Source organism: Pseudofrankia saprophytica, assembly GCF_000235425.2.
In the GTDB taxonomy this organism is placed as follows: domain Bacteria; phylum Actinomycetota; class Actinomycetes; order Frankiales; family Frankiaceae; genus Pseudofrankia; species Pseudofrankia saprophytica.
On the sequence record NZ_KI912267.1, the window covers coordinates 881,438 to 900,529 of the forward strand.

Here is a 19,092-nt window from a genome sequence, read left to right on the forward strand (position 1 = left end):
AGGGGCATCGCCCCCGGGGCCTGGGGTCGGCCGGATGCACAGCCAGTTCGTCACCAAGGTGAGGAGAGGCTATGCAGGAAAGCGATGAGTCTGGCACCCGCCCGGAGCGCGCCGCGGACGGCGCACAGGAGCTGCCGGCAGAGGGCCGCGTCGTGCCCGCGACGGCGCACGGGACGCGCGCCCGGCCTCGCCGGCGCTGGTCGGGGCAGGCCGGCGGGGCTCGGCTGGGGCTGAGCGCCGCCGTCGCCGCCGTCGCCATCGCCGTCGCGGGGTGCCTGCCCAGCGCCGGGACGCCCGGTGGGTCAGGCCCGGGCACGACGACCACTCCCGGCGGTACGGGGTCGGCGCCGGCGGCATCCGGCACCGCGCCGGTCCCGGCAACCTCGTCGGCGGGAGCCACGCCGCCCGGCTCGGCTCCGTCCTCGGCATCCCCGACGGCGTCGGTGAAACCGACCGCCCCGGCCCCGAGCCCCTCCACCGCCGCCCCTTCGCCGGCGCCCCCCGCCGCGGGCTCGGCCAGGAAGGGCACCAGCATCTGGAACTTCGGTGGCCTGCAGAAGGCGCTGGGCGATGTGGGAGTGTCCTGGTACTACAACTGGGCCGCGGCTCCGGGAAATGTCACGGCTCCGGCGGGAGTCCAGTTCGTGCCCATGATCTGGGGCGCGGGGTCGGTGACCACCACGACGCTGCGGCAGGCGTCCGCCCAGGGCGACACCCTGTTGGGCTTCAACGAGCCGGACCTCGGCGGCCAGGCGAACATGACGGTCGAAGCGGCGTTGGACCTCTGGCCGCAGCTCCAGGCGACCGGCAAGCGGCTGGGCAGCCCGGCCGTGGCCTATGGCGGGGCGGACCAGGGCGGCTGGCTGGACCGCTTCATGACCGGGGTAAAGCAGCGCGGCTATCGGGTCGACTTCATCACGCTGCACTGGTACGGCGGTGACTTCAACACGTCCCGCGCGACGGATCAACTCCGGACATATCTGCAGGCCGTCTACAACCGTTACCACCTGCCGATCTGGCTGACCGAGTACGCATTGATGGACTTCTCCAGTGGAACCGCCAAGGCACCCTCGACGCAGCAGCAGGCGGAATTCGTGACCGCCTCGACGACGATGCTGGAAAGCCTGCCGTTCCTGAGCCGGTATGCCTGGTTCGCCCTTCCCGCGACCTCGGGCAGCCTTACCGGCCTGTACGACGAGCAGGGCAACCCGAACGCCGCCGGACTCGCCTACCGCCGGGCCGGTTCCACCGGGTAGCCGGCCGGGAGCAGGCGGGCGGCGATCCCGTCCCGGGATCGGGAGGCTGGCGCCGGAGCCGGAGCCGGGCGCGATGAGTTCGGGCGTCCGACGGAGTCGAAGGAGTCATGGAAGCCACCAACCTTGCCGACCTGTACGAACTGCCCACGCTCGACTGGTCCGGGATCGAGGCCCGGCTCGAGGCGGGACTGAGTCAGGCCCCGGGAAGCGGGGGCCCGGACCGTCACACCTGTTGGCTGGCCACGATCAACCCGGATGGCAGTCCGCACGTCACCGGCCTGGGCGCGCTCTGGGTCGACGGCTGTTTCTGGTTCGAGACCGGCAAAGGCACTCGCAAGGGCCGCAACCTCGCCCGTGACCCGCGCTGCGTGCTCAGCGTGGCCGCCCGGGAGTTCGATCTCACCGTGACGGGTGAGGCCGATCTGGTCACCGATCCGGGGACCGTCGCCGATCTGGCGGCGCACTGGGTGGCGCAGGGCTGGCCAGCCCGGGTCGACGACACGGGTCTGGCCCTCACCGCCGAGTTCAGCGCGCCCTCGGCCGGGCCACCCCCCTGGCACGTCTACCGCCTGGCGCCACGCGCGGCGACGGCGCTGGCCACCGTCGACCCAGGCGGCGCGACCCGGTGGCGGTTCTAACCAAGGTCTCGCCGCTCTGGCCAAAGTCGTCGCCCACTCAGTCGGCGCTGGCGCCGACTGAGTGGGCGACGACCAGCCGGCCCTTGCCTTTGCGCTTGGCCGCGTACATCGCCGCGTCCGCACGGCGCAGCAGATCCTCGGCGTCGACCGGCCCGGGACCATCCGCGACGGCCAGCCCGACACTGACCTGAACCCGGCAACGCCGGCCACCGATCTCGAACGGCCGGCCCATCGCCGCCACGACCCGCCGCGCCACCCGCGCGGGCAGGTCACCCTGGACCTCAGCACCCGCCACCACACCGCCCACGGCACCTACGGCGTCCGCGGCGACCGCCATGTCGCGATCGGCCAGGACCGTCGCCCCGTCGCCGACGATCGGCGCCTCCCCGCGCTGACCACGCCGGCGACGCCCGGCCCAGGTCTGGCCCGCCGGCGCCACCTCGGCGGGCCCGGCTCACGCACCCGCCGTCCCGTAACCGCCATGTCCCCACGCTTGGCGCTTTCGGGCCGCTGGGCAAGCCGACCCTGGACGGACGCGGATCAACGCGGCGGACCGGCCTCGGCCAGCCACCGAGGTCCGCCCGGTTCGGTATCGACATCCCGCATATCCCCGCCTGGCCGGGCCGGCCACCATCACGACCAGTCGTACGGCCCCCGGCCACCGTACGACTGGCCCGCTACAAGGAGGCGATGGCCGCCGGATCACCCCGGAGCTCGACCCTCGCCGCCGAGCGGCGGCCGAAGGCGTGCAGCAACAGCTCTTCCGGCAGTCCGGCGACGACGACGGTCGAGGCCCCGCGCCGAAGCACCCGCCGGGCGCCGGTGTCGGTGCGTTGCGCGACCACTTCCGCGTCGGTCCGCCGATATCCAGTCCGGCCGAGCAGCCGAAGCGCCGACCAGATGCGTTCCCGGACGACCGGGTCGACCTCCCGTGGCGTGAATCCCGGAACGACCCGGTCCACGTCGGCGTAGTGGACGTAGAACTCGTTGACGTTCGTGGCGTCGTCGAACCGGCGAAGCCGGGCCGGACTCCATCGTGGTGGTCCGGCGCGGAACGTCTCGACCAGCTCCGAGAAGGAGTGCGCCCGGCCCGTCGACCGCTCGGCTCGCTCGGTGAGGCCGTGCAGCGCCGGGATCACGAGCCCGGGCCCGGCGTAGGGGACGCGCTCCCGGGTGACGAGGTGGGCGACGAGGTCGTGCGTGGTCCACCCGGCGCACAGCGTCGGCCGGTCCGGACCAACGTCGGCCAGCAGGTCCGCCAGCAGCGCGCGCTCGGCGCGGGCGTACCCGGCGCCACCCGCGCCACGGGCGCCAGCGGTGCCAGCGTCGCGCGCGGGCCCGGCACTCTCCTTGGCGGTGACCGCGGCGTCCTTGGCGGTCACGGCGACGTCGTCGTCAGACGACATCGAGCGTGACCTCCACGTTGCCCCTGGTCGCGTTCGAGTAGGGGCATACCTCGTGTGCCTTGCGGACGAGCGCCGTGGTGGTCTCGAGGTCGAGTTTGGGCGCGTGCACGACGATCCCGACGGCCAGGCCGAATCCACCCTGCGGCAGCGCGCCGATGGACACGCTGGTGGAGACCTGCGAGTCGGTCAGGTCGGCCGACTCGGCCTGGCCGACGAGCTTGAGGGCCGAGTGGAAGCAGGCCGCGTAGCCCGCGGCGAACAGCTGCTCGGGGTTGGTCGCGCCGCCGGGGCCGCCCATCTCCTTCGGGATCCGGACGTCGAGCGCGAGCACGCCGTCGTCGCTCTCGGTGCGGCCGTTGCGGCCGTCGCCCGAGGCGGTGGCGGTGGCGGTGTAGAGGGCGTCCATCAGGTCCAGCTCCTTCCCAGATATATCGTGCGCAATACTATTGCGTGCTATCTGACGGCGCAAGAGGAGCCTGCTACCGTCTGACCATGGCGGATCGCCTGCCCCAGCTGGAACTCACGAACCAACTCTGCTTCGCGCTGTACAGCGCCAGCCGGGCCTCGATCCGCGCCTACGGCCCGCTCCTCGCCGAACTCGGGCTCACCTACCCCCAGTACCTGACCATGCTCGTGCTCTGGGAAGCGCCCGAACCACTCACGGTCGGTGACATAGGGACGCGGCTGCACCTCGACAGCGGCACCCTCACCCCGCTGCTCAAACGGCTGGAAGATCTCGGCTTGGCCGACCGGGCCCGCGACCCGGCCGACGAACGCCGGGTCCTCATCTCCCTGACCGAGCCGGGACGGGCGATGCGCGCGAAGGCCGCCGGCATACCCGAGCGCGTCTTCCCGCTGTACGGCATCGACGTGGCCACCGCGCAGCGGCTCATCCGGGAGCTGACGGAGATCGCGAACTCGCTGAAGCACCCTCGGTAGAGCTCGACGCCGCGGTGCCGATGCGCCACAGTGCCGATGCGCCAATGCGCCGGCCGATGAGACCGATGAGTCTGGATGGGTCACCCGGTCTGAGTAGGTGAGCTTGCCGGCGTAGCGCCGGCGGGCACCTAGACAAGAGCGGGAGCCGCACGATGGCCAGCGAAACCACCGCCAGCAAGGTCAAGGGACCGGCGTCCTACTTCCCGTCGATCGAGAAGAAGTACGGCCGGCCCATCGCCGAGTGGAAGACGATCATTCGAGCCAGCGACCGCACCCGGCACATGGAGCTGGTCAACTGGCTCAAGGCGGAGTACGGCCTCGGCCACGGACACGCCAACGCCCTCGTCGCCGACACCCTCGCGGAACGGGCCTGACACCCGTCCGGGCGTCACCCGGTCACGCAACCGTCTCCGCCCCAGCGCCACCCCCGGCCGGCGGGTCGAAGTAGAACACCTCTTCCCGGGTGATCCCGCCGTCGGCGACGGTGTAGAGGCACATCTTCATCGCGGTGCTCCGGCGTCCGGTCGGTGTGTGGGTCTCGTCGAAGGAGAAGCGGACGGCGAACCTGTCGCCGTCGAGGAACGGCCCGTCGACCTCGACGCCATGGATTCGCAGGTTCTGGTTGAGCCGCTCGCTGTTCGCCATGATCTCGGTGAGCCCGCGCAATTCCCGGCGCTCACCACCGGTCTCCATCGGCGCCACCCGCACCACGCCGGGGGACATCAGTCCCAGGGCCACATCCATCCGTCCCTGCCGGAACGCCGACACGTAGCGCTCGGCGATATCGGGCACGGAGGTCGGCCGCAGGTCGCCGGCGTGGTCGCCGGCCCACTGTTCGAAGGTGCGGGCCGGCGCCCCGGTGAGCTCCTCGACCGTCCTGGTCACCGGTTCCGGGGTGTCGACCAGCGAGGCCCAGTAGCTCAGCGCGGTGTCCGCGAAGTCCGCGTCGGCCCAGGTCAGCATCGAGGCACGCGCCTCGGCGGGCGCGATCTCCTCGACCCGCGCCGGCTGGCCGGCGACCACGCCGAGAACGCGCACCTGCTCGGCCTGAGTGATGGCGGCGGGGCCGGTGAGCAGATACACGGCCCTCGCGTGCCCTTCCTCCGTCAGCGCCCGCAGCGCCACCTCGGCGATGTCCTTCTCGTGGATCAGTGACCTCGCCGCGCGCGGGTACGGGACGCGGACGGGCTCGCCGCCCCTGACGGCCCCGGCCCAGGCGAGGGTGTTGGTGGCCAGCCCGCTGGCCCGCAGGAACGTCCAGTCGAGGTCGGTGCGCCGGATGGCGGCCTCGATCTGGCCCCAGACCCCGTTCGCCGCCGGTGCGCGGTCGTCGCGCACGTTGATCGCCGAGACGTAGACGACGCGGCGGGCGTGGCGGGCGATGGCCTCGACGACCGCGGGCGCACCGTCGGCTGTCAGGAACGGCCACGGCAGAAACACCGCGTCCACACCGGCGAGCGCGTGTTCGAAGGTGTCCGGAGCCGTCAGGTCACCGACGACGGTCTCGACGCCGGCCGGAAAACGGCCCGCGGCCGGAGAGCGGGACATCGCCGCGACGGCGGCACCGCGGGCATGGAGTCCGGCCACGACGTGGTGGCCGATGTTTCCCGTGGCGCCGACGACGAGGATCTTGTTGGAGTCCGTCATGCCACCAGGCTCGAACCTCAACCAAACTTCAAGTCAAGCGCCGACGGTGGCGCGAGGTCACGGCCGGCGGCCGGCCGGCCCCGTGCTCGCGTCGACGACGGCCGCCAGGCGCGACAGCAGCCCACGCCAGCCGAGCGCGGTCTGCTCCGCCTGCTCGGGTGCGACGCCATCGTCCAGGAGCCTTACCCGGCTGCCACCGGCCGTCGCGCTGACGGTGAAGTCGTGAGCCCGGCCCTCCTGGCCCGGCGCCGCGCCGAAGCGGAACCGCGACGGCGGCGACCACTCCACGATCGGCATCGTGCCGGCGGCACCCGGGGCGAACGTAAGAGTCACCGATCCCGCCGCTCCGGGCTCGACGGTCGCCGACACGAACCAGGCCGACAGCCCGGGGCCGGTCGCGATCCATTCCCATGCCTCGTCCGGGGAGGCGGACACCTCGACTGACTCCTCGATGCTGGCCACGGTGTTCAGATCCCTCCCCTGCGTGATGTGCCAACATCATCCCACCGGCGCCGCCCGCGCGGCCCGCGGCCGGGGTCAGGTGCTGGCCACCAGCAGGTCCTCGCCGCTCGATGGGCGCAGGCCGTCGGCCCGGTCGGCGAAGTAACGCGTGCCGAGCAGCGTTCCCGCCACGTGCCGCACGTCCCTGAAACCGGCCTTGCGCCCCAGCGCCAGCATCTCGGCTGGGGCGTAGAAGCTCACGAACGGTGTTCCTGACCCTTGCGCGCCCTTCTTCGAGGCCTCCAGCCCGGCGCGATCGGCCTCGTCGACCAGGTCGATCGGCAGCAGGAACGTCATCGCGAACGTCGATCCGGGGGCGAGCGTGGCGATCTGGCGCAGGGTCGCCGCGGTGGCCTGCCTGGTGAGGTACATGGTGACGCCGGTGGAGACGACGACCGCCGGCTGGCCGGGATCGAAGCCGGCGACCGACAACTGCCTCAACCAGTCCCCGTCCACCTCGAAGTCGACCGGCACCAGCCGCAGCCAGTCGGGGATGCCGTAGCCGAGCTCGATCAGGCGCCGGCGTTTCCAGGCCTGAGGACCGGGCCGGTCCACCTCGAACACCGTCAGCCGATCGGCGGCCGTGGGCTCGCGCTGGGCGAAGGTGTCCAGTCCGGCCCCCAGGATGACGTACTGGGAGACACCGTGGCGGGCCCGCTCGGCGAGCAGGTCCTCGATGAACCGGGCACGAGCCACCATGGACGCCCGGAAGCCGCTGGTGGCCCGCTGGTCCATGTCCGGGCGGGCACGCCAGTCGTCACCGGGAGCCACCAGTCGCAGGCCGACCTCGTCTGCGAGCACATGCGGCGGCGCGTCGACCTGGACGTGCATCGCCCGCCAGAGCGCCGTCCGCACCGCGGTGCTGTCCGGCTCCTCGGCCTGAGTGTCCGCCATGACGACGTCCCTCCTCTCTTCCGACGTCTCCTCGCGGGTCAGTTCCTGACAGGGGCCTGAAGGCTCCAGAGCCGCCCGTCGGGATCCCGGACGGTCATCATGGTGGTCCCGAAATGGGTCTCCTCGAACGGAGTGACCACCTCGACGACGGGGTCGGGCCGGAATGTCTCCGCGTCGGGCACCTTCAGCACGACCTGCATCTGGGGCTCCCGGTTCTCGGGGATCTCCGCGATGAACACAGAGGGGCCGTCGCCGTTACGGAGCTGGCCGGAGTTGTGGTCGGTCGAGAACTCGAGCTCGAATCCCAGGGCTTGGAAGAATTTCGCCGCCTTGCCCCAGTTATGGGTCTCCAGGAACACGGCCTCAATACCTTCGGTCGTCATGTCAGGTCTCCGTTCCAGACGATTGCTGTCGTGACCTCTGGGCGTCGTCGAGGTAGGCACGCAACGCTTCGGCGACCAGTGCCGACAGGGACAGGCCCGATTCGATGGCATGGTGCTTGACCTGCTTGATCAGCCCGATCGGCAGGTACACGTTGAACTGCTTGACGTCCTCATCGCCCACAGGTCGATACTAGCATGCTAGCAACCTAGGTAGTCGACGTCGCGGCGAGGCAACGGCCGGTCGGCGGCCTCAGACGCGAGCGGGCTGGTCGTCCAGCTCCGGGGCCAGGACGGCGGCGAGCAGGCCCGGGAAACGCGCCTCGAGATCCTGATGGCGGATCGTGACGACCCGGCGGCGCCCCTCCACGGTGGTCGTGGTGAGGCCCGCCTCGCGCAGCACCCGGTAGTGGTGGGAGATCGTCGGCGCGCCGACCTCGATCCCGTCGGCGACGGCGGCACAGTCGTCCGCGCCCGGTCGCGCGTACATCGCCCGCATCAGCGTGAGCCGGACCGGGTCGGCCAGCGCCGCCAGGATCGTGATCAGGTCGAGCGAGTCACGGCTTGGCTGCGGAAGCTGTCGAGGCACGGTGGGCCGCCCCGGTCAGCCGCTCGGTCGGCCGATGCGCCGACCCAAACACTTTGACATCCATCGAACGTTACCCCTAGCCTCACACTGTGACGATTCGACAAGCATCGAATGAACGTGCCGCCGCCCCCGCCGACGGCGGGCTGCGCGGCTGGCAGCTCGGCGTGCTGGCGGCCGGCACCTTCGTCCTGGGCGTCGACGGGTTCGTGCTCAGCGGCCTGCTCCCCGGGATCGCCACCGACCTGTCCGTGAGCGTGTCCACGGCCGGCCAGCTCACCACGATCTTCTCGATCACCTACGCGCTCGGGTCGCCGGTCATCGCGACCCTCACCGGCCGCTGGGACCGGCGTGTCCTGCTCGGAGGCGGGCTGGCGCTGTTCCTGCTCGGCATGGCCGGCCAGGCGCTGGCCACCTCGTTCGCCGTCATGGCCGCTGGTCGGGTCGTCGCGGCCGTCGGCGCCGCCGCGTTCCAGTCCAACGCCTACGTCATGGCCGGCCTGCTGGTCAGTGCGCAGCGGCGTGGCCGCGCGCTGGCCGCCGTCACCGCGGGCACCTCGCTGTCGACGGTGCTGGGAGTCCCGTTCGGCGTACTGATCGGGCAATGGTGGGGATGGCGGGTGGTGCTCTGGACCATCGCGGCACTCGCGGCACTCACCGCGGTCGCCGTGCCGAGGCTGCCCAGGGCGCACGTCCCGCCGACGTCGATGCGCACGCGACTGGGCGTGCTGACCCGGCCGGCGGTGCTCGCGGTCCTGGCCGCGACGGTCGCCGTCGTCGCGCCGGCGTTCGTGCTGCTCTCCTATCTTCCCGCGGTGCTCGGCGGGTCCGGCACGGGCGGCCGGCTGGTGGCGGTCCTGCTGGCGTCCGGGCTGGGGGCCGTGCTCGGCAACCGGCTGGTGGGAGGCCTGGTCGACGGTCGCGGCGCGCTGCCGGTGCTGCTGGTCGGCGTCGGTGGGGTCGCCGTGCTGGACGGTGCGCTGACGCCGGCGCATTCCTGGTACGTGCCGGCACTGGTTCTCATCTTCGCCATCGGGGCCTTCGGCGGGCTGACCATCACGCCGCAGCAGCACCGGCTGTTCGTCGTCGCCCCGGACGTCGCCACCGTCGCCCTCGGGCTCAACGGGTCCGCGATCTACCTCGGAGCCGCGCTCGGCGCGGCCATCGGTGGCGTGACCCTCGACCTGGCGGGCGCCTCGGCGCTACCGGCCGCGGCCGCGCTCCTCGCCGCGGCGGCATTCCTGCTCATAGCCGTCACGGCCCCGGAGCGGCGGGTGCGGGCTGTCCAAAACCCCGGAAACCCCGGCGCGGAGCTGGCCGGACCGGCCGTAACCGCGCCGCCGGCGAAGCTTCCATGAACCGACCAGGCTTCCGTGAAGCCGGGCCGGCGGCCGTGAAACCGTGCTGAGGTCACGGTGAAACCGGTCGCCCACAGAGTCGTTCCCAAGGGCCGGCCATCAGAGCACGGTCCGGAAGGAGCATCTCCATGACAGCCGCGGTCACCGCGCATGGCCTGGTCAAGGCATTCGGCGACGTCCGAGCCGTCGACGGCATCGACCTCGATATTGGTGAAGGTGAGATCTTCGGGGTGCTCGGCCCCAACGGCGCAGGCAAGACGACCATGCTGAAGATGCTGGCCACGCTACTCAAGATCGACGAGGGCGACGCGGCCATCTTCGGCGTCGACGTCCGCCGCGAGCCGCACCGGGTCCGGCAGCTGATCGGTGTCACCGGCCAGTACGCCTCCGTCGACGAGAACCTCACCGCCACCGAGAACCTCTGGATGTTCGGGCGCCTCCAGGGCCTGAGCTCCCGGAGGTCTCGCGACACCGCGGCCCAGCTGCTCGAGCAGTTCGGCCTCACGGACGCCGCGGACAAGCGGATCGCCCAGTTCTCCGGCGGGATGCGGCGCCGGCTCGACCTGGCCGCGAGCCTGATCACCCGCCCCCCGCTGATCTTCCTCGACGAGCCGACCACCGGACTCGACCCCAGGACGCGCGGGCAGATGTGGGAGACCATCCGCGACCTGGTCGCCGGCGGGTGCACCGTCCTGCTGACCACGCAGTACCTCGACGAGGCCGACCAGCTCGCCGGCCGGATCGCGGTGATCGACCGCGGCCGCAAGGTGGCCGAGGGCACGCCCGACGAGCTGAAGACCTCCGTGGGCAACCTGACGCTGCAGCTGCGGCTGGCCCCCGGCGCGGACTTCTCCCTGGCCGCGGACGTGGTGCGCCGCCAGCTCGGCGAGGAGCCGGTGCTCACCCCGGAGTCCGGCCAGCTCAACGTCGCGCTCGAGACGGCCGACCGGGTGGCCGACGTGCTGATCGGGCTGCGCCAGGCCGGCGTCCACATCGCCTCGGTCGGCGTCGACAAGCCGACGCTCGACGAGGTGTTCCTCGCTCTCACCGGCCACGACACCGGCGAGGACGACAACAAGAGCGAGCAGACGCAGGCGGACGCGACCGTGCCCGGCCCCATACACAAGGAGACCCCCCAGGAGGTGGCCCGATGACCACGATCACCATCGACTCCCGCGCGGCGGTCGCCCGCGCCCAGAGCCGGCCCAGCCCGGCGGACACGCTCCGCCAGATCATGACCATGGCCTGGCGCGCCACCAAGAAGATGCGGCGCAACCCGGAGCAGTTCTTCGACGTGACCCTGCAGCCAATCCTGTTCACGGCGATGTTCGCCTACATCTTCGGCGGGGCGATCTCCGGCAGCGTGAAGAGCTACCTGCCGCTGATGATCCCCGGCATCCTCGCGCAGACGGTCCTGACGACCAGCATGGCCACCGGCACCCAGCTGCGCGAGGACATCGACAAAGGCGTCTTCGACCGGTTCCGGTCGCTGCCGATGGCCCGGATCGCGCCGCTGGCGGGGCCGATGGTCGCCGACCTGCTCCGCTACACGATCGCGGCGACGATCACCTTCGGCATGGGCCTCGCGCTCGGCTACCGGCCCGGCGGCGGCGTGCTCGGCGTGATCGGGGCGATCCTGCTCGCGGTCTTCACCGGCTGGTCGCTGGCCTGGGTGTTCACCTGCCTCGGCACCGTCGCGCGCAGCGCCCAGAGCGTCCAGGGCATCTCCATGATGATCATGTTCCCGCTGACGTTCCTGTCGAACGCGTTCGTGCCCGTCGACACGCTGCCCGGCTGGCTGGCCGCGTTCGTCAAGGTCAACCCGGTCTCCCACCTGGTCTCCGCCGACCGGGACCTGGCCAACCACGCGCACGTGTCCGTCGAGGCGGGCTGGACGCTGGTCGCCTGTGTGATCGTCATCGCGGTGTTCGCGCCGCTGTCCGTCAAGCTCTACAAGCGGCACCTCTAAGGGCCAAGGGTGCGCGAAGATGCTCTGCCTTCGCGAACCCGGCGGCCGCCTCCGCCCGAGTCACGGGAGGCGATGGTGCCGGGCTCAGCCGACCTGACCGACGAGGCGACGTGCCTCGTCGGTCAGGTCTGGCCCGCGCCGGGCGCCGTACTCGGCCCGCAGCTCGGCGATCCGGCCCGGCGCGCGCTCCTCGGCGCAGGACGCGATCTTCTCCCAGGACATCGTCGGAATGGTCCGGCTGTAGGCGAACCGCTCGGCCAGCACCAGCAGCCGGACCGCCTCGGCCGGTGGCGTCGCCGACCGCAGCAGACCCCACACCCCCAGGGCGAACAGCGCCATGCCGCACACCGGGTAGTCGAGGTAGGGGTCGACCAGGCCCAGGACGCGTTCCGTCCGGGCCAGGCACGCGCGGAACACCTCCGCCCCCTCGGCGACCTCCTCGCCGGTGCCGTGATACGCGAGCGCGGTCAGCAGGCTGGCGTCGGCGAACATCAGCCAGGGCTCCACGCCGGTCCGCTCCTGACCCGGAAAGACGAAGGCGCGCATGCGCGCGGAGGCCCGCCGGAACGCCGCCAGCCCGGCGACCACGTCGCCCCGCGCGAGCGCGATCTCCCCCGCGACCGTCCCGAGGGCCAGCAGGCCACCGAGGACGTTGTCCGACTCCAGCAGTCGGTCCACCACGTGGACCTGCTCATCAGCCTCGTCAAGGCGGCCGGCGGCGACCGCGCACAGCCCGAGCACCGAGCGCAGCTGGATCAGGTCGTCGAGGGCGCCGAGCCGTTCGAGCACAGGCAGCGCGGCCCGCGCGTGCGGGCGGGCGACGGCCGGACGCCCCAACTGCATGTGCAGGCCGGCGAGGTGCGCGTGCAGCATCGCGACGGCCCACGGGCCCTCAGCCGTCCCCTGCACCAGTGCGAGCGCCCGCTCGGCCGCGTCGATCGCGGCGGCCGGGTCGCCGGCGTTCTCCAGCAGGTAGCTGCGCCACTGCAGGGCGGCGACCGCGACGCCCGGATCCGCCGAGGCGACCAGCTCGTCCAGCCGCTCATCCAGGCAGGGCTCCGCGTCGGGCTGGTCCGGGTCGAACGCGAGCAGCACCGTCATCATGGCGTTGATCCGCGGGTCACCGCGGTCGTCCGTCCCGAGTTGGACGAGCAGGTCGCGGACCGGTCTGGCCCGGTCCCCCGGCGTTCCGATCATCGCGTTCTGCAACACGATCACCATGGCCGCCCGGGTCGTGTCGGCCAGCTCGTCCGGCGGCTGCCAGCCGGCCATCGTCTCCGCGACCGTGCCGGCCAGCGTGGCCACTCTGGTGTGGTCGCCGCGCAGCGACCACAGCCCGCCCAGACCGCGCAGCACCTCGACGACGACCTCCCGGTCGGCGTGCGCGAGCGCGTGGCGCAGGACGTCCGCGAGGTTCGCCTCCTCCTCGGCGAGCGCGTCGATGCCGGCGAACTGGTCCGGCCCGAACAGCAGCCCCGCCGCGGCGTCGGCGTGACGGATCGCCCAGGCCCGCCGGGCCGCCAGCGCCCGTTCCTCCTCGCCGGCCTGCGCGAGCCGCATCCGGCCGAACTCGCGCACCGTCTCCAGCATCCGGTACCGCACGCCGGCGCTCGTCTCGGCGACGGTCAGCAGCGAATGGTCGACCAGCACCTGCACCGCGCCGAAGGCGTCCGCGCCGAGCACGTCCTCGGCCGTGGCCAGCGTCACCCCGTCCTGGAAGACCGACAGCCAGCGCAGAGCGCGGCGCTCCCGCTCGGCCAGCAGGTTCCATGACCAGTCGATGACGGCGAGCAGGGTCTGGTGCCGGTCCGGGGCGTTTCTGACCCCGCCGCGCAACAGCGCGAACCGGTCCGCCAGCCGTCGGCGGATCTCGTCGACGGACATCATCCGCGTCTTCGCGGCGGCGAGCTCGATCGCCAGCGGGAGGCCGTCCAGCCGGGTCACGATGTCGGTCACGGCGTCGGCGGGAAGCTGCGCGTCGGGGCGGGCCGCGACGGCCCGTGCCCGGAACAGCTCGACCGACGCCGTCGGGCCGAGCGCGCCGAGCGGGTAGACCCGTTCCGCGCTGATCGCCAGCGGCGACCGCGACGTCGTCACCACCCGCAGGTCGCCGGTCGTGGCGATGAGGAACGCGACCAGGTCGGCGACGGCGTCGACGACATGCTCGCAGTTGTCGAGGATCAGCAGGCTCGGCGCCGAGCCGAGATGCTGGGCGATCCGCCCGCGCACGTCGGCGAGCTGCTGCGGGGTCAGCGTCCGCCGGCCGTGCACCGAGTCGCGCACCCCCAGCGCCGACCCGACCTCGCCGACGACGTCCTGCGGCGACGTGACGCCGACCAGTCCGACGAAATGCACGATCGGCCAGTCGACGGACCGGCCGAGGACGTGCGCGAGCCGGGTCTTGCCCAGTCCGCCCGGGCCGACGATCGAGACGACCCGGGACGTGTTGACCAGCTCGGTCAGCGCACGGATGTCGTCCATGCGCCCGAGCAGGGGGCTCGCGTCGAACTGCAGTCCGGCGCGTACCGGTGGCTCGTCGAGGCGCAGCAGCTCCTGGTGCACCCGTTCGAGGTCGGTGCCGGGGCTGACGCCGAGCCGGTCGCGCAGGTCGGCCCGGTACCGCTCGTACCGGTCGAGGGCCGCGGCCGTGCCCCGGACCGCCGCCTCGCTGCGCAGCAGGCAGATCAGTATCGCCTCGTCCGAGCCATCCCGGTCGAACGCCTCCACCAGCCGCGGCAGCGCGGCGGTGTGGTCGCCGGTCACGCACAGCGCGCGGCCCAGCAGCCCGGCGAGCTCGGCGCGATGCACGGCGGCCCCGCGGCGCAGCTCGGCCAGCGGATGGTCGTCGTCCTGCGGCGCCGCCAGCGCCTCGGCGAGCGCCAGCGCCTCCGTCGCCACGGCGCGGACCTCGAGCACGTCCCCGGCCGCGAGCAGGCGACGCGCACGCAGGGCGAGGTCCCGCAGCTGTAACGCGTCCACCTCGTCGATGGCGACGCCGAGCCGGTAGCCCTCACCGTCGCGGACGACGGCGTCCGGGCCACACTGGGCCCGCGTCCTGGAGATCAGGACCTGCAACGCCTTGCCCGCGTTCCCCGGGCCGTTCTCGCCCCAGACCGCCTCCGCGAGCCGGTCACTCGGTACCGTCTGCCCACCGCCGACGACCAGGGCGGCCAGTAACGCCTGCGGCCGCTCACCGACCACCGGCCGGCCGCGCCAACGCACCCGGTCGAGAACGGTCAGGACGATCGGCACCCACTCAGTCTAGGGACGGCGGACCGGCCCGGAGCCGGCCATGTGGCGGCCCGACGGGCGCCGAGGGCCACGCCCGCAGAGGCAAACACGGAGAGCGAGCATTCGGATGCGGCTGAGCCAGCCGCTGGCGGTCGAAACCTAGGCGCCCGGTGCGATCCCCTAGGGCCGACTTAGGTCAGCGCGCAGGCTGCGTCGCGGCAAACTCCGAACCGTGTCGCGCCATTGAGTCTATGGACTCACTGAGCCGACGCACATCACCAAGCCTGGGCCGAGGTGTGTCACGCCAGCGAGCCCATAGACGGGCTCTTCTGACTCGATTCGAGGATAGGACCGCGGCGGACCACAGCCGGTCAGAGACCCGGGGCCGGCACCGGCTCCACGAGACGGGCGAAGTAGGCGGCCATCGCGTCGGTGTGCGTCGGGAACACCAGCGGCCGCGGCTCGGTGAGCACCAGCCACTCCGTCGTCTCGTCCGTGGCCACCACCGGCGGCAGCTCGGCCCACGGCCGCTCGGGCAGCAGGCCGAACACCAGCAGAACCCCGCCGTCCCGGCCGCTGTGCACGTCGAACAGGCGGACGTCGGCCGGGTCCGCGAGGATGCCCGTCTCCTCGCGCAGCTCCCGGACCGTCGCCTCCCGCCAGACCTCGCCGACGTCCATGAAGCCGCCGGGCAGCCCCAGCTCACCGCGGCCGGGGTCGATGTCGCGGCGTACCACCACCAGGCCGCGCTCGCCCGCGGGCATGACGACGGGCAGCAGCGCCACCGCGACCGGAGTCGGATTGCGGTACGTCGTCTCACCGCAGGCGGCGCACACCCGTGGCCACGTCGCGTCGGGCCCATACCTCGTACCGCAGTACGAACAGAACGAGTTCTGCATGAGCCTGGACCATAATCGGTCAGCGCCCAGCGCGGCGACCGACCTCATGGTCGGAACACCTAGAGCTAGAGCCGGGCCAGGGGCGCGGTGGAAGCCCGTCGGGGCTCCGGCACGCCATGGGCGGCCAGGTACTCCAGGAGCTCGGCCGCGCGCTGCTCCCGGCCGCAGGCCTCGATCTCAGCCCGCAGCCGGCGGGCGGTGGTGGTGAAGGCGGGATCCCCGAGCACCTGCCGGACGGCGGCGCGAACCCGCTCGGCACCAGGTGTCTGGGTGCGCAGGTCCACGCCGACTCCGGAGTAGGCGACCCGGGCGTTGACCTCGATCTTGTCCTCGGTCTTGCCGGCGCCGACGATCGGGACGCCGTGGGCGAGGGCGAGCTGGACCCCGCCGTACCCGCCGTTGGTCACGAACACGTCGACGTGCGGCATCAGGTTGTCGAAGGGGATGAACCGCTCGACCCTGGTGTTCGCCGGCAGCGGCCCCAGCACTGCCGGGTCGGGACCACCGGTGACGGCGACGACGAGCAGGTCCTCCTCCCCCGCGAGGGCGGAGATCGCCGGGCGGATCAGCTGGTCGAGGTCGGTGGCGACCGTGCCCTGGTTGACCAGCACCACCCGCCGGCCGCCCGCCAGGTCGTCCCACCAGGACGGTGGCCGCCAGGTGAGGTCTGGCCGCGGGCGCGGCGGGCCGACGAACCGCACCTGGCCCGGAATGTCCGGCACGGGATATTCGAAGCCGGGTGGACTGAACTGCAGGTACAGCCTGGTCGCGCGCGGGAAGTCGAACACGGAGTCCCGGGTCGGCCGCAGGCCGAAGATCTGCCGGGCCTTGTTGACCTCGGTGGTCATGGGGCGGAACAACAGGTTCCGCATGGCGGCGTCCATGGCCCGGTTACGGACCCGGCCGACGGGACCGCCCACGGGCCGCAGGCCGAATCCGAACGGCGCCAGATCCCGGCTCGGGAATGCCAGGACGCTGATTCCGAAGCCGGCGAGCGGTGGCCCGCCAAGGTCCTGGACGAGGGTGCCGCCGATGAAGGCGGTGTCCCCCACCAGGACGTCGGCCGGCTCCTCGTCCAGCAGCGCCATCAGGTCCCGCACCTGACCGGCCACCGGAGCCGCGAACACCTCGGTCAGGTCGAATCGCAGTTTGCGGATGCCGGACAGTTCCCGGCGCCGCGGGTAGTGGCCGTCGAGGCCCCGCTCGCTGTAGTCGTGCTCCGGGTTGGTGATCGGGTGAAAGGTCGCGCCCGTGGCGGCGATCCGGTCCGCGGACGCGACACCGGTGTACCAGCGCACCGAGTGGCCGCGCGCGACCAGCTCACGGGCGATCGGCAGGGCGGGCGCGGTATGGCCGACGGCGGGGACGGTGGCGAACAGAAAACGAGCCATCTGATGGCCTCACCTTTCGAGGAACAGCGGGGCAGGGGTGGCGAGAGCGGCGAGGGCGGCGGGGGCGGTGAGGGGGAGGAGGTGGTTGTGACCGGGGACGATGGTGGTGCGGGTGTCGGGGAGCATCGCGGCGAGGTACTCGACCAGGCGGTGGGTGAACAGTGGGCTCTCGCCGCCGGCGACGAGGTGGACCGGTTGTTCGATCCGGCGGGCCAGCTCCTCGTCGAAGTGCCACCCGACGAGCGAGGGCACCTCGCCGGCGAAGCAGTAGCCGCAGTCGCGTTCGGCGCGTTCGAGACCGGCCTGGCCGAGGGTGGACGCGATCACGGACCGGAAATCCGGTCCGCACAGCGCGGCCAGGAAGGTGTCGAAGGCGGTGCGCAGGTCACCCTGGGCGGCGGCGCCCATCGCCGCGCCGATGGCGGGGCCGATCGCGGCGGCGACCGGCACCCGATCCGCCGGCGGCAGGAGCGGGTCGATGAGCGGCGGCTCGACGAGGACGAGCTCGCCGACCAGCTCCGGGTGGTCGAGCGCCAGTTGCAGCGCGACCACGCAGCCGGAGGAGTGCGCGAGCACCCGGGCCCGCTCGATTCCGAGGCGGCGCAACAGGTCCGCGCACTCGGCGGCGTGGTCGGCCACCGACAGCGGCTCGGCGGGTGCGGGGTCCGAGTACCCGGTGCGGGTGACGCGGATCCGGCGCAGGCCGGCGGCGGCCGGCTCGCGCTCGAACGGGACGAACCAGTCGGCGAAGGCCGCCGCGTGGATCAGGACGATCGGCTGGCCGTCGCCGCCGGAGTCGGTGTATCGCATGGAGCTTCTCCTTCTCGGTCTGTGGTCGGTCTGGGTTCGGTCTGGGGGTCGGGGTCAGTCGGCGTAGAGACGGATTTCGATGCCGTCGGGGTCGTGGAGGCCGACGAGGACGGTGCCGCCGTGGTGGCCGGTGACGAGGCCGCCGTGCTTCTGGTCGATCGCGGCCAGGTGGTCGGCCCAGGCGTGGACGCCGTCCCGGGTCGGGACGCCGAGCGCGACGAGGTCGAAGCCGGCGAGGGCGGCGGCACGCTCGGGGTCGTGCCGCAGCGCGATCGAGGTGGCGCCGTTCGGGGACGCCAGCGCGACGCCGCGCAGCTCGCCGTCCTCGGTGAACTCGATCGCCACCTTCAGCCCGAGCACCCGCAGGTACCACTCGCTGCTGGCGCGGACGTCGCTGACCGGGATCTTCACGTGGTGGATCGGTGCGAGGTCGGGCATGGGCTCCTCCATTTGACTAGAGCTGACTCTAGCGACTCACTGGAGTACTCTCTAGCGAGTGAGTGACTCCGTCAAGGACAGCCCGAGTCGGGTGAAGGACAAGCCGAGCCGGGCCGAGAAGACGCGGCTGACCAGGCGGCGGATCGTCGCCGCGGCGGCGGACCTGTTCCTGGACCAGGGCTACGGCGCGACGACGCTCGACCAGGTCGCGGCGCGCGCGGGCGTCGCCGTGCAGACCGTCTACTTCCACTTCGGGAACAAGGCGACGCTGCTCAAGGAGGCGCTCGACGTGGCCGCCGTCGGCGACGACGAGCCGGTCGCGCTGCTGGACCGGCCGTGGCTCGAGGAGCTGACCGCCGAGCCCGACCCGGTCCGGGTGATCGAGATCTGGACGATCGGCGGCGCCGAGATCATGGGGCGGGTGGCGCCGTTGCTCGCCGTCGTCCGCGGCACGGTGGGCACCGATCCCGACCTCGCGGCGCAGTGGGACGTGAACGAGCGCCAGCGCCGCACCGCGTTCCGCGCGCTCGCCGACCTGCTCGCCGACCGCGCGGCCCTGCGCCCCGAGCTCACCGTCGAGGACGCCGCCGATCTCGCCTTCCTGATCACCAGCGCCGAGAACTACATCGTCGCCACCGGCACCCTCGGCTGGTCACCGGAACGCTGGCGAACCACCACGGCCACGCTGCTCGCCCAGGCCCTGCTCGGGGGGGCAGCCTAGCGACGGAGAGGGCGGGTGGGCCAAAGCG

The 19,092-nt window shown here is 72.3% G+C and carries 22 protein-coding genes; 8 read left to right on the forward strand and 14 right to left on the reverse strand.

Annotated features, from left to right (window positions below; all coding sequences use genetic code 11):
* Positions 1-71 precede the first annotated feature (71 nt).
* Together FRCN3DRAFT_RS48270 and FRCN3DRAFT_RS0238185 are read left to right on the forward strand one after the other, a co-directional pair.
* Positions 72-1,256, forward strand: coding sequence for a glycoside hydrolase family protein (locus FRCN3DRAFT_RS48270; RefSeq protein ID WP_007510518.1), 1,185 nt, complete (start codon positions 72-74; stop codon positions 1,254-1,256).
* A 107-nt stretch (positions 1,257-1,363) separates the two neighbouring features.
* Positions 1,364-1,894, forward strand: coding sequence for a pyridoxamine 5'-phosphate oxidase family protein (locus FRCN3DRAFT_RS0238185; RefSeq protein ID WP_007510516.1), 531 nt, complete (start codon positions 1,364-1,366; stop codon positions 1,892-1,894).
* A gap of 37 nt (positions 1,895-1,931) precedes the next feature.
* On the opposite strand, the gene FRCN3DRAFT_RS0238190 is transcribed toward FRCN3DRAFT_RS0238185, so the two are convergent.
* From FRCN3DRAFT_RS0238190 to FRCN3DRAFT_RS0238200, 3 genes are all read right to left on the reverse strand, one after another.
* Positions 1,932-2,231, reverse strand: coding sequence for a diguanylate cyclase domain-containing protein (locus FRCN3DRAFT_RS0238190; protein WP_131803505.1), 300 nt, complete (start codon positions 2,229-2,231; stop codon positions 1,932-1,934).
* 340 nt (positions 2,232-2,571) lie between these two features.
* Complete coding sequence (locus tag FRCN3DRAFT_RS0238195; protein WP_007510512.1) at positions 2,572-3,300, reverse strand: TIGR03085 family metal-binding protein; 729 nt, start codon at positions 3,298-3,300, stop codon at positions 2,572-2,574.
* Positions 3,290-3,706 carry an organic hydroperoxide resistance protein gene (locus FRCN3DRAFT_RS0238200; protein ID WP_007510511.1) on the reverse strand — a complete coding sequence of 139 codons (417 nt, stop codon included), beginning with the start codon at positions 3,704-3,706 and terminating at the stop codon, positions 3,290-3,292. The genes FRCN3DRAFT_RS0238195 and FRCN3DRAFT_RS0238200 overlap by 11 nt, the downstream gene beginning before the upstream one ends.
* 86 nt (positions 3,707-3,792) lie before the next feature.
* Here FRCN3DRAFT_RS0238200 and FRCN3DRAFT_RS48275 point away from each other — a divergent pair, with 86 nt between their 5' ends.
* Both FRCN3DRAFT_RS48275 and FRCN3DRAFT_RS0238210 read left to right on the forward strand, forming a co-directional pair.
* The gene (locus tag FRCN3DRAFT_RS48275) at positions 3,793-4,239 is read left to right on the forward strand and encodes a MarR family winged helix-turn-helix transcriptional regulator (protein WP_007510509.1); all 447 of its coding nucleotides are present in this window, start codon (positions 3,793-3,795) and stop codon (positions 4,237-4,239) included.
* 152 nt (positions 4,240-4,391) lie between these two features.
* Positions 4,392-4,613 carry a DUF4287 domain-containing protein gene (locus tag FRCN3DRAFT_RS0238210; protein ID WP_007510508.1) on the forward strand — a complete coding sequence of 74 codons (222 nt, stop codon included), beginning with the start codon at positions 4,392-4,394 and terminating at the stop codon, positions 4,611-4,613.
* 22 nt (positions 4,614-4,635) lie between these two features.
* Here the strand turns inward: FRCN3DRAFT_RS0238210 and FRCN3DRAFT_RS48280 are convergent, their stop codons facing one another.
* The 6 genes from FRCN3DRAFT_RS48280 to FRCN3DRAFT_RS0238240 form a co-directional block, all read right to left on the reverse strand.
* Positions 4,636-5,886, reverse strand: a complete 1,251-nt coding sequence (locus FRCN3DRAFT_RS48280) for an NAD(P)H-binding protein (protein WP_007510506.1) — start codon at positions 5,884-5,886, stop codon at positions 4,636-4,638.
* Positions 5,887-5,943: 57 nt separating this feature from the next.
* Positions 5,944-6,348 carry an SRPBCC family protein gene (locus tag FRCN3DRAFT_RS48285; protein WP_007510504.1) on the reverse strand — a complete coding sequence of 135 codons (405 nt, stop codon included), beginning with the start codon at positions 6,346-6,348 and terminating at the stop codon, positions 5,944-5,946.
* 75 nt (positions 6,349-6,423) lie between these two features.
* Complete coding sequence (locus tag FRCN3DRAFT_RS0238225; RefSeq protein ID WP_007510502.1) at positions 6,424-7,281, reverse strand: class I SAM-dependent methyltransferase; 858 nt, start codon at positions 7,279-7,281, stop codon at positions 6,424-6,426.
* A gap of 38 nt (positions 7,282-7,319) precedes the next feature.
* The gene (locus tag FRCN3DRAFT_RS0238230) at positions 7,320-7,664 is read right to left on the reverse strand and encodes a VOC family protein (RefSeq protein WP_007510501.1); all 345 of its coding nucleotides are present in this window, start codon (positions 7,662-7,664) and stop codon (positions 7,320-7,322) included.
* 1 nt (position 7,665) lies between these two features.
* A complete protein-coding gene (locus tag FRCN3DRAFT_RS0238235; protein ID WP_007510499.1) occupies positions 7,666-7,845 on the reverse strand; it encodes a ribbon-helix-helix protein, CopG family in 180 nt (59 codons plus the stop codon).
* Positions 7,846-7,914: 69 nt separating this feature from the next.
* Positions 7,915-8,250 (reverse strand): ArsR/SmtB family transcription factor, encoded by a 336-nt coding sequence (locus FRCN3DRAFT_RS0238240; RefSeq protein ID WP_007510498.1) that lies wholly within the window; start codon positions 8,248-8,250, stop codon positions 7,915-7,917.
* An 89-nt stretch (positions 8,251-8,339) separates the two neighbouring features.
* Here FRCN3DRAFT_RS0238240 and FRCN3DRAFT_RS0238245 point away from each other — a divergent pair, with 89 nt between their 5' ends.
* The 3 genes from FRCN3DRAFT_RS0238245 to FRCN3DRAFT_RS0238255 all read left to right on the forward strand — a co-directional run bounded on the left by FRCN3DRAFT_RS0238245 (position 8,340) and on the right by FRCN3DRAFT_RS0238255 (position 11,574).
* A complete protein-coding gene (locus FRCN3DRAFT_RS0238245; protein ID WP_007510497.1) occupies positions 8,340-9,605 on the forward strand; it encodes an MFS transporter in 1,266 nt (421 codons plus the stop codon).
* A gap of 128 nt (positions 9,606-9,733) precedes the next feature.
* A complete protein-coding gene (locus tag FRCN3DRAFT_RS48290) occupies positions 9,734-10,759 on the forward strand; it encodes a daunorubicin resistance protein DrrA family ABC transporter ATP-binding protein (RefSeq protein ID WP_007510495.1) in 1,026 nt (341 codons plus the stop codon).
* Complete coding sequence (locus tag FRCN3DRAFT_RS0238255) at positions 10,756-11,574, forward strand: ABC transporter permease (protein ID WP_007510494.1); 819 nt, start codon at positions 10,756-10,758, stop codon at positions 11,572-11,574. Before FRCN3DRAFT_RS48290 ends, FRCN3DRAFT_RS0238255 begins: the two co-directional genes overlap by 4 nt.
* An 84-nt stretch (positions 11,575-11,658) precedes the next feature.
* On the opposite strand, the gene FRCN3DRAFT_RS0238260 is transcribed toward FRCN3DRAFT_RS0238255, so the two are convergent.
* The 5 genes from FRCN3DRAFT_RS0238260 to FRCN3DRAFT_RS0238280 all read right to left on the reverse strand — a co-directional run bounded on the left by FRCN3DRAFT_RS0238260 (position 11,659) and on the right by FRCN3DRAFT_RS0238280 (position 18,343).
* Entirely contained in the window at positions 11,659-14,826 is a 3,168-nt protein-coding gene (locus FRCN3DRAFT_RS0238260; RefSeq protein ID WP_007510493.1) for an AfsR/SARP family transcriptional regulator, read from the reverse strand.
* A 350-nt stretch (positions 14,827-15,176) separates the two neighbouring features.
* Positions 15,177-15,704: an NUDIX domain-containing protein gene (locus tag FRCN3DRAFT_RS0238265; protein WP_035931166.1), complete on the reverse strand. Its 528-nt coding sequence runs from the start codon at positions 15,702-15,704 to the stop codon at positions 15,177-15,179.
* Positions 15,705-15,769: 65 nt separating this feature from the next.
* Positions 15,770-17,095 carry a glycosyltransferase gene (locus tag FRCN3DRAFT_RS0238270; RefSeq protein ID WP_007510491.1) on the reverse strand — a complete coding sequence of 442 codons (1,326 nt, stop codon included), beginning with the start codon at positions 17,093-17,095 and terminating at the stop codon, positions 15,770-15,772.
* Positions 17,096-17,104: 9 nt separating this feature from the next.
* On the reverse strand, positions 17,105-17,905 hold the full coding sequence (locus FRCN3DRAFT_RS0238275; protein WP_007510490.1) for an alpha/beta fold hydrolase: 801 nt from the start codon (positions 17,903-17,905) through the stop codon (positions 17,105-17,107).
* Between the two features lie 54 nt (positions 17,906-17,959).
* Positions 17,960-18,343, reverse strand: coding sequence for a VOC family protein (locus tag FRCN3DRAFT_RS0238280; protein ID WP_007510488.1), 384 nt, complete (start codon positions 18,341-18,343; stop codon positions 17,960-17,962).
* A 58-nt stretch (positions 18,344-18,401) separates the two neighbouring features.
* On the opposite strand from FRCN3DRAFT_RS0238280, the gene FRCN3DRAFT_RS0238285 reads away from it, so the two are divergent.
* Positions 18,402-19,064: a TetR/AcrR family transcriptional regulator gene (locus tag FRCN3DRAFT_RS0238285; protein WP_007510486.1), complete on the forward strand. Its 663-nt coding sequence runs from the start codon at positions 18,402-18,404 to the stop codon at positions 19,062-19,064.
* Positions 19,065-19,092 lie beyond the last annotated feature (28 nt).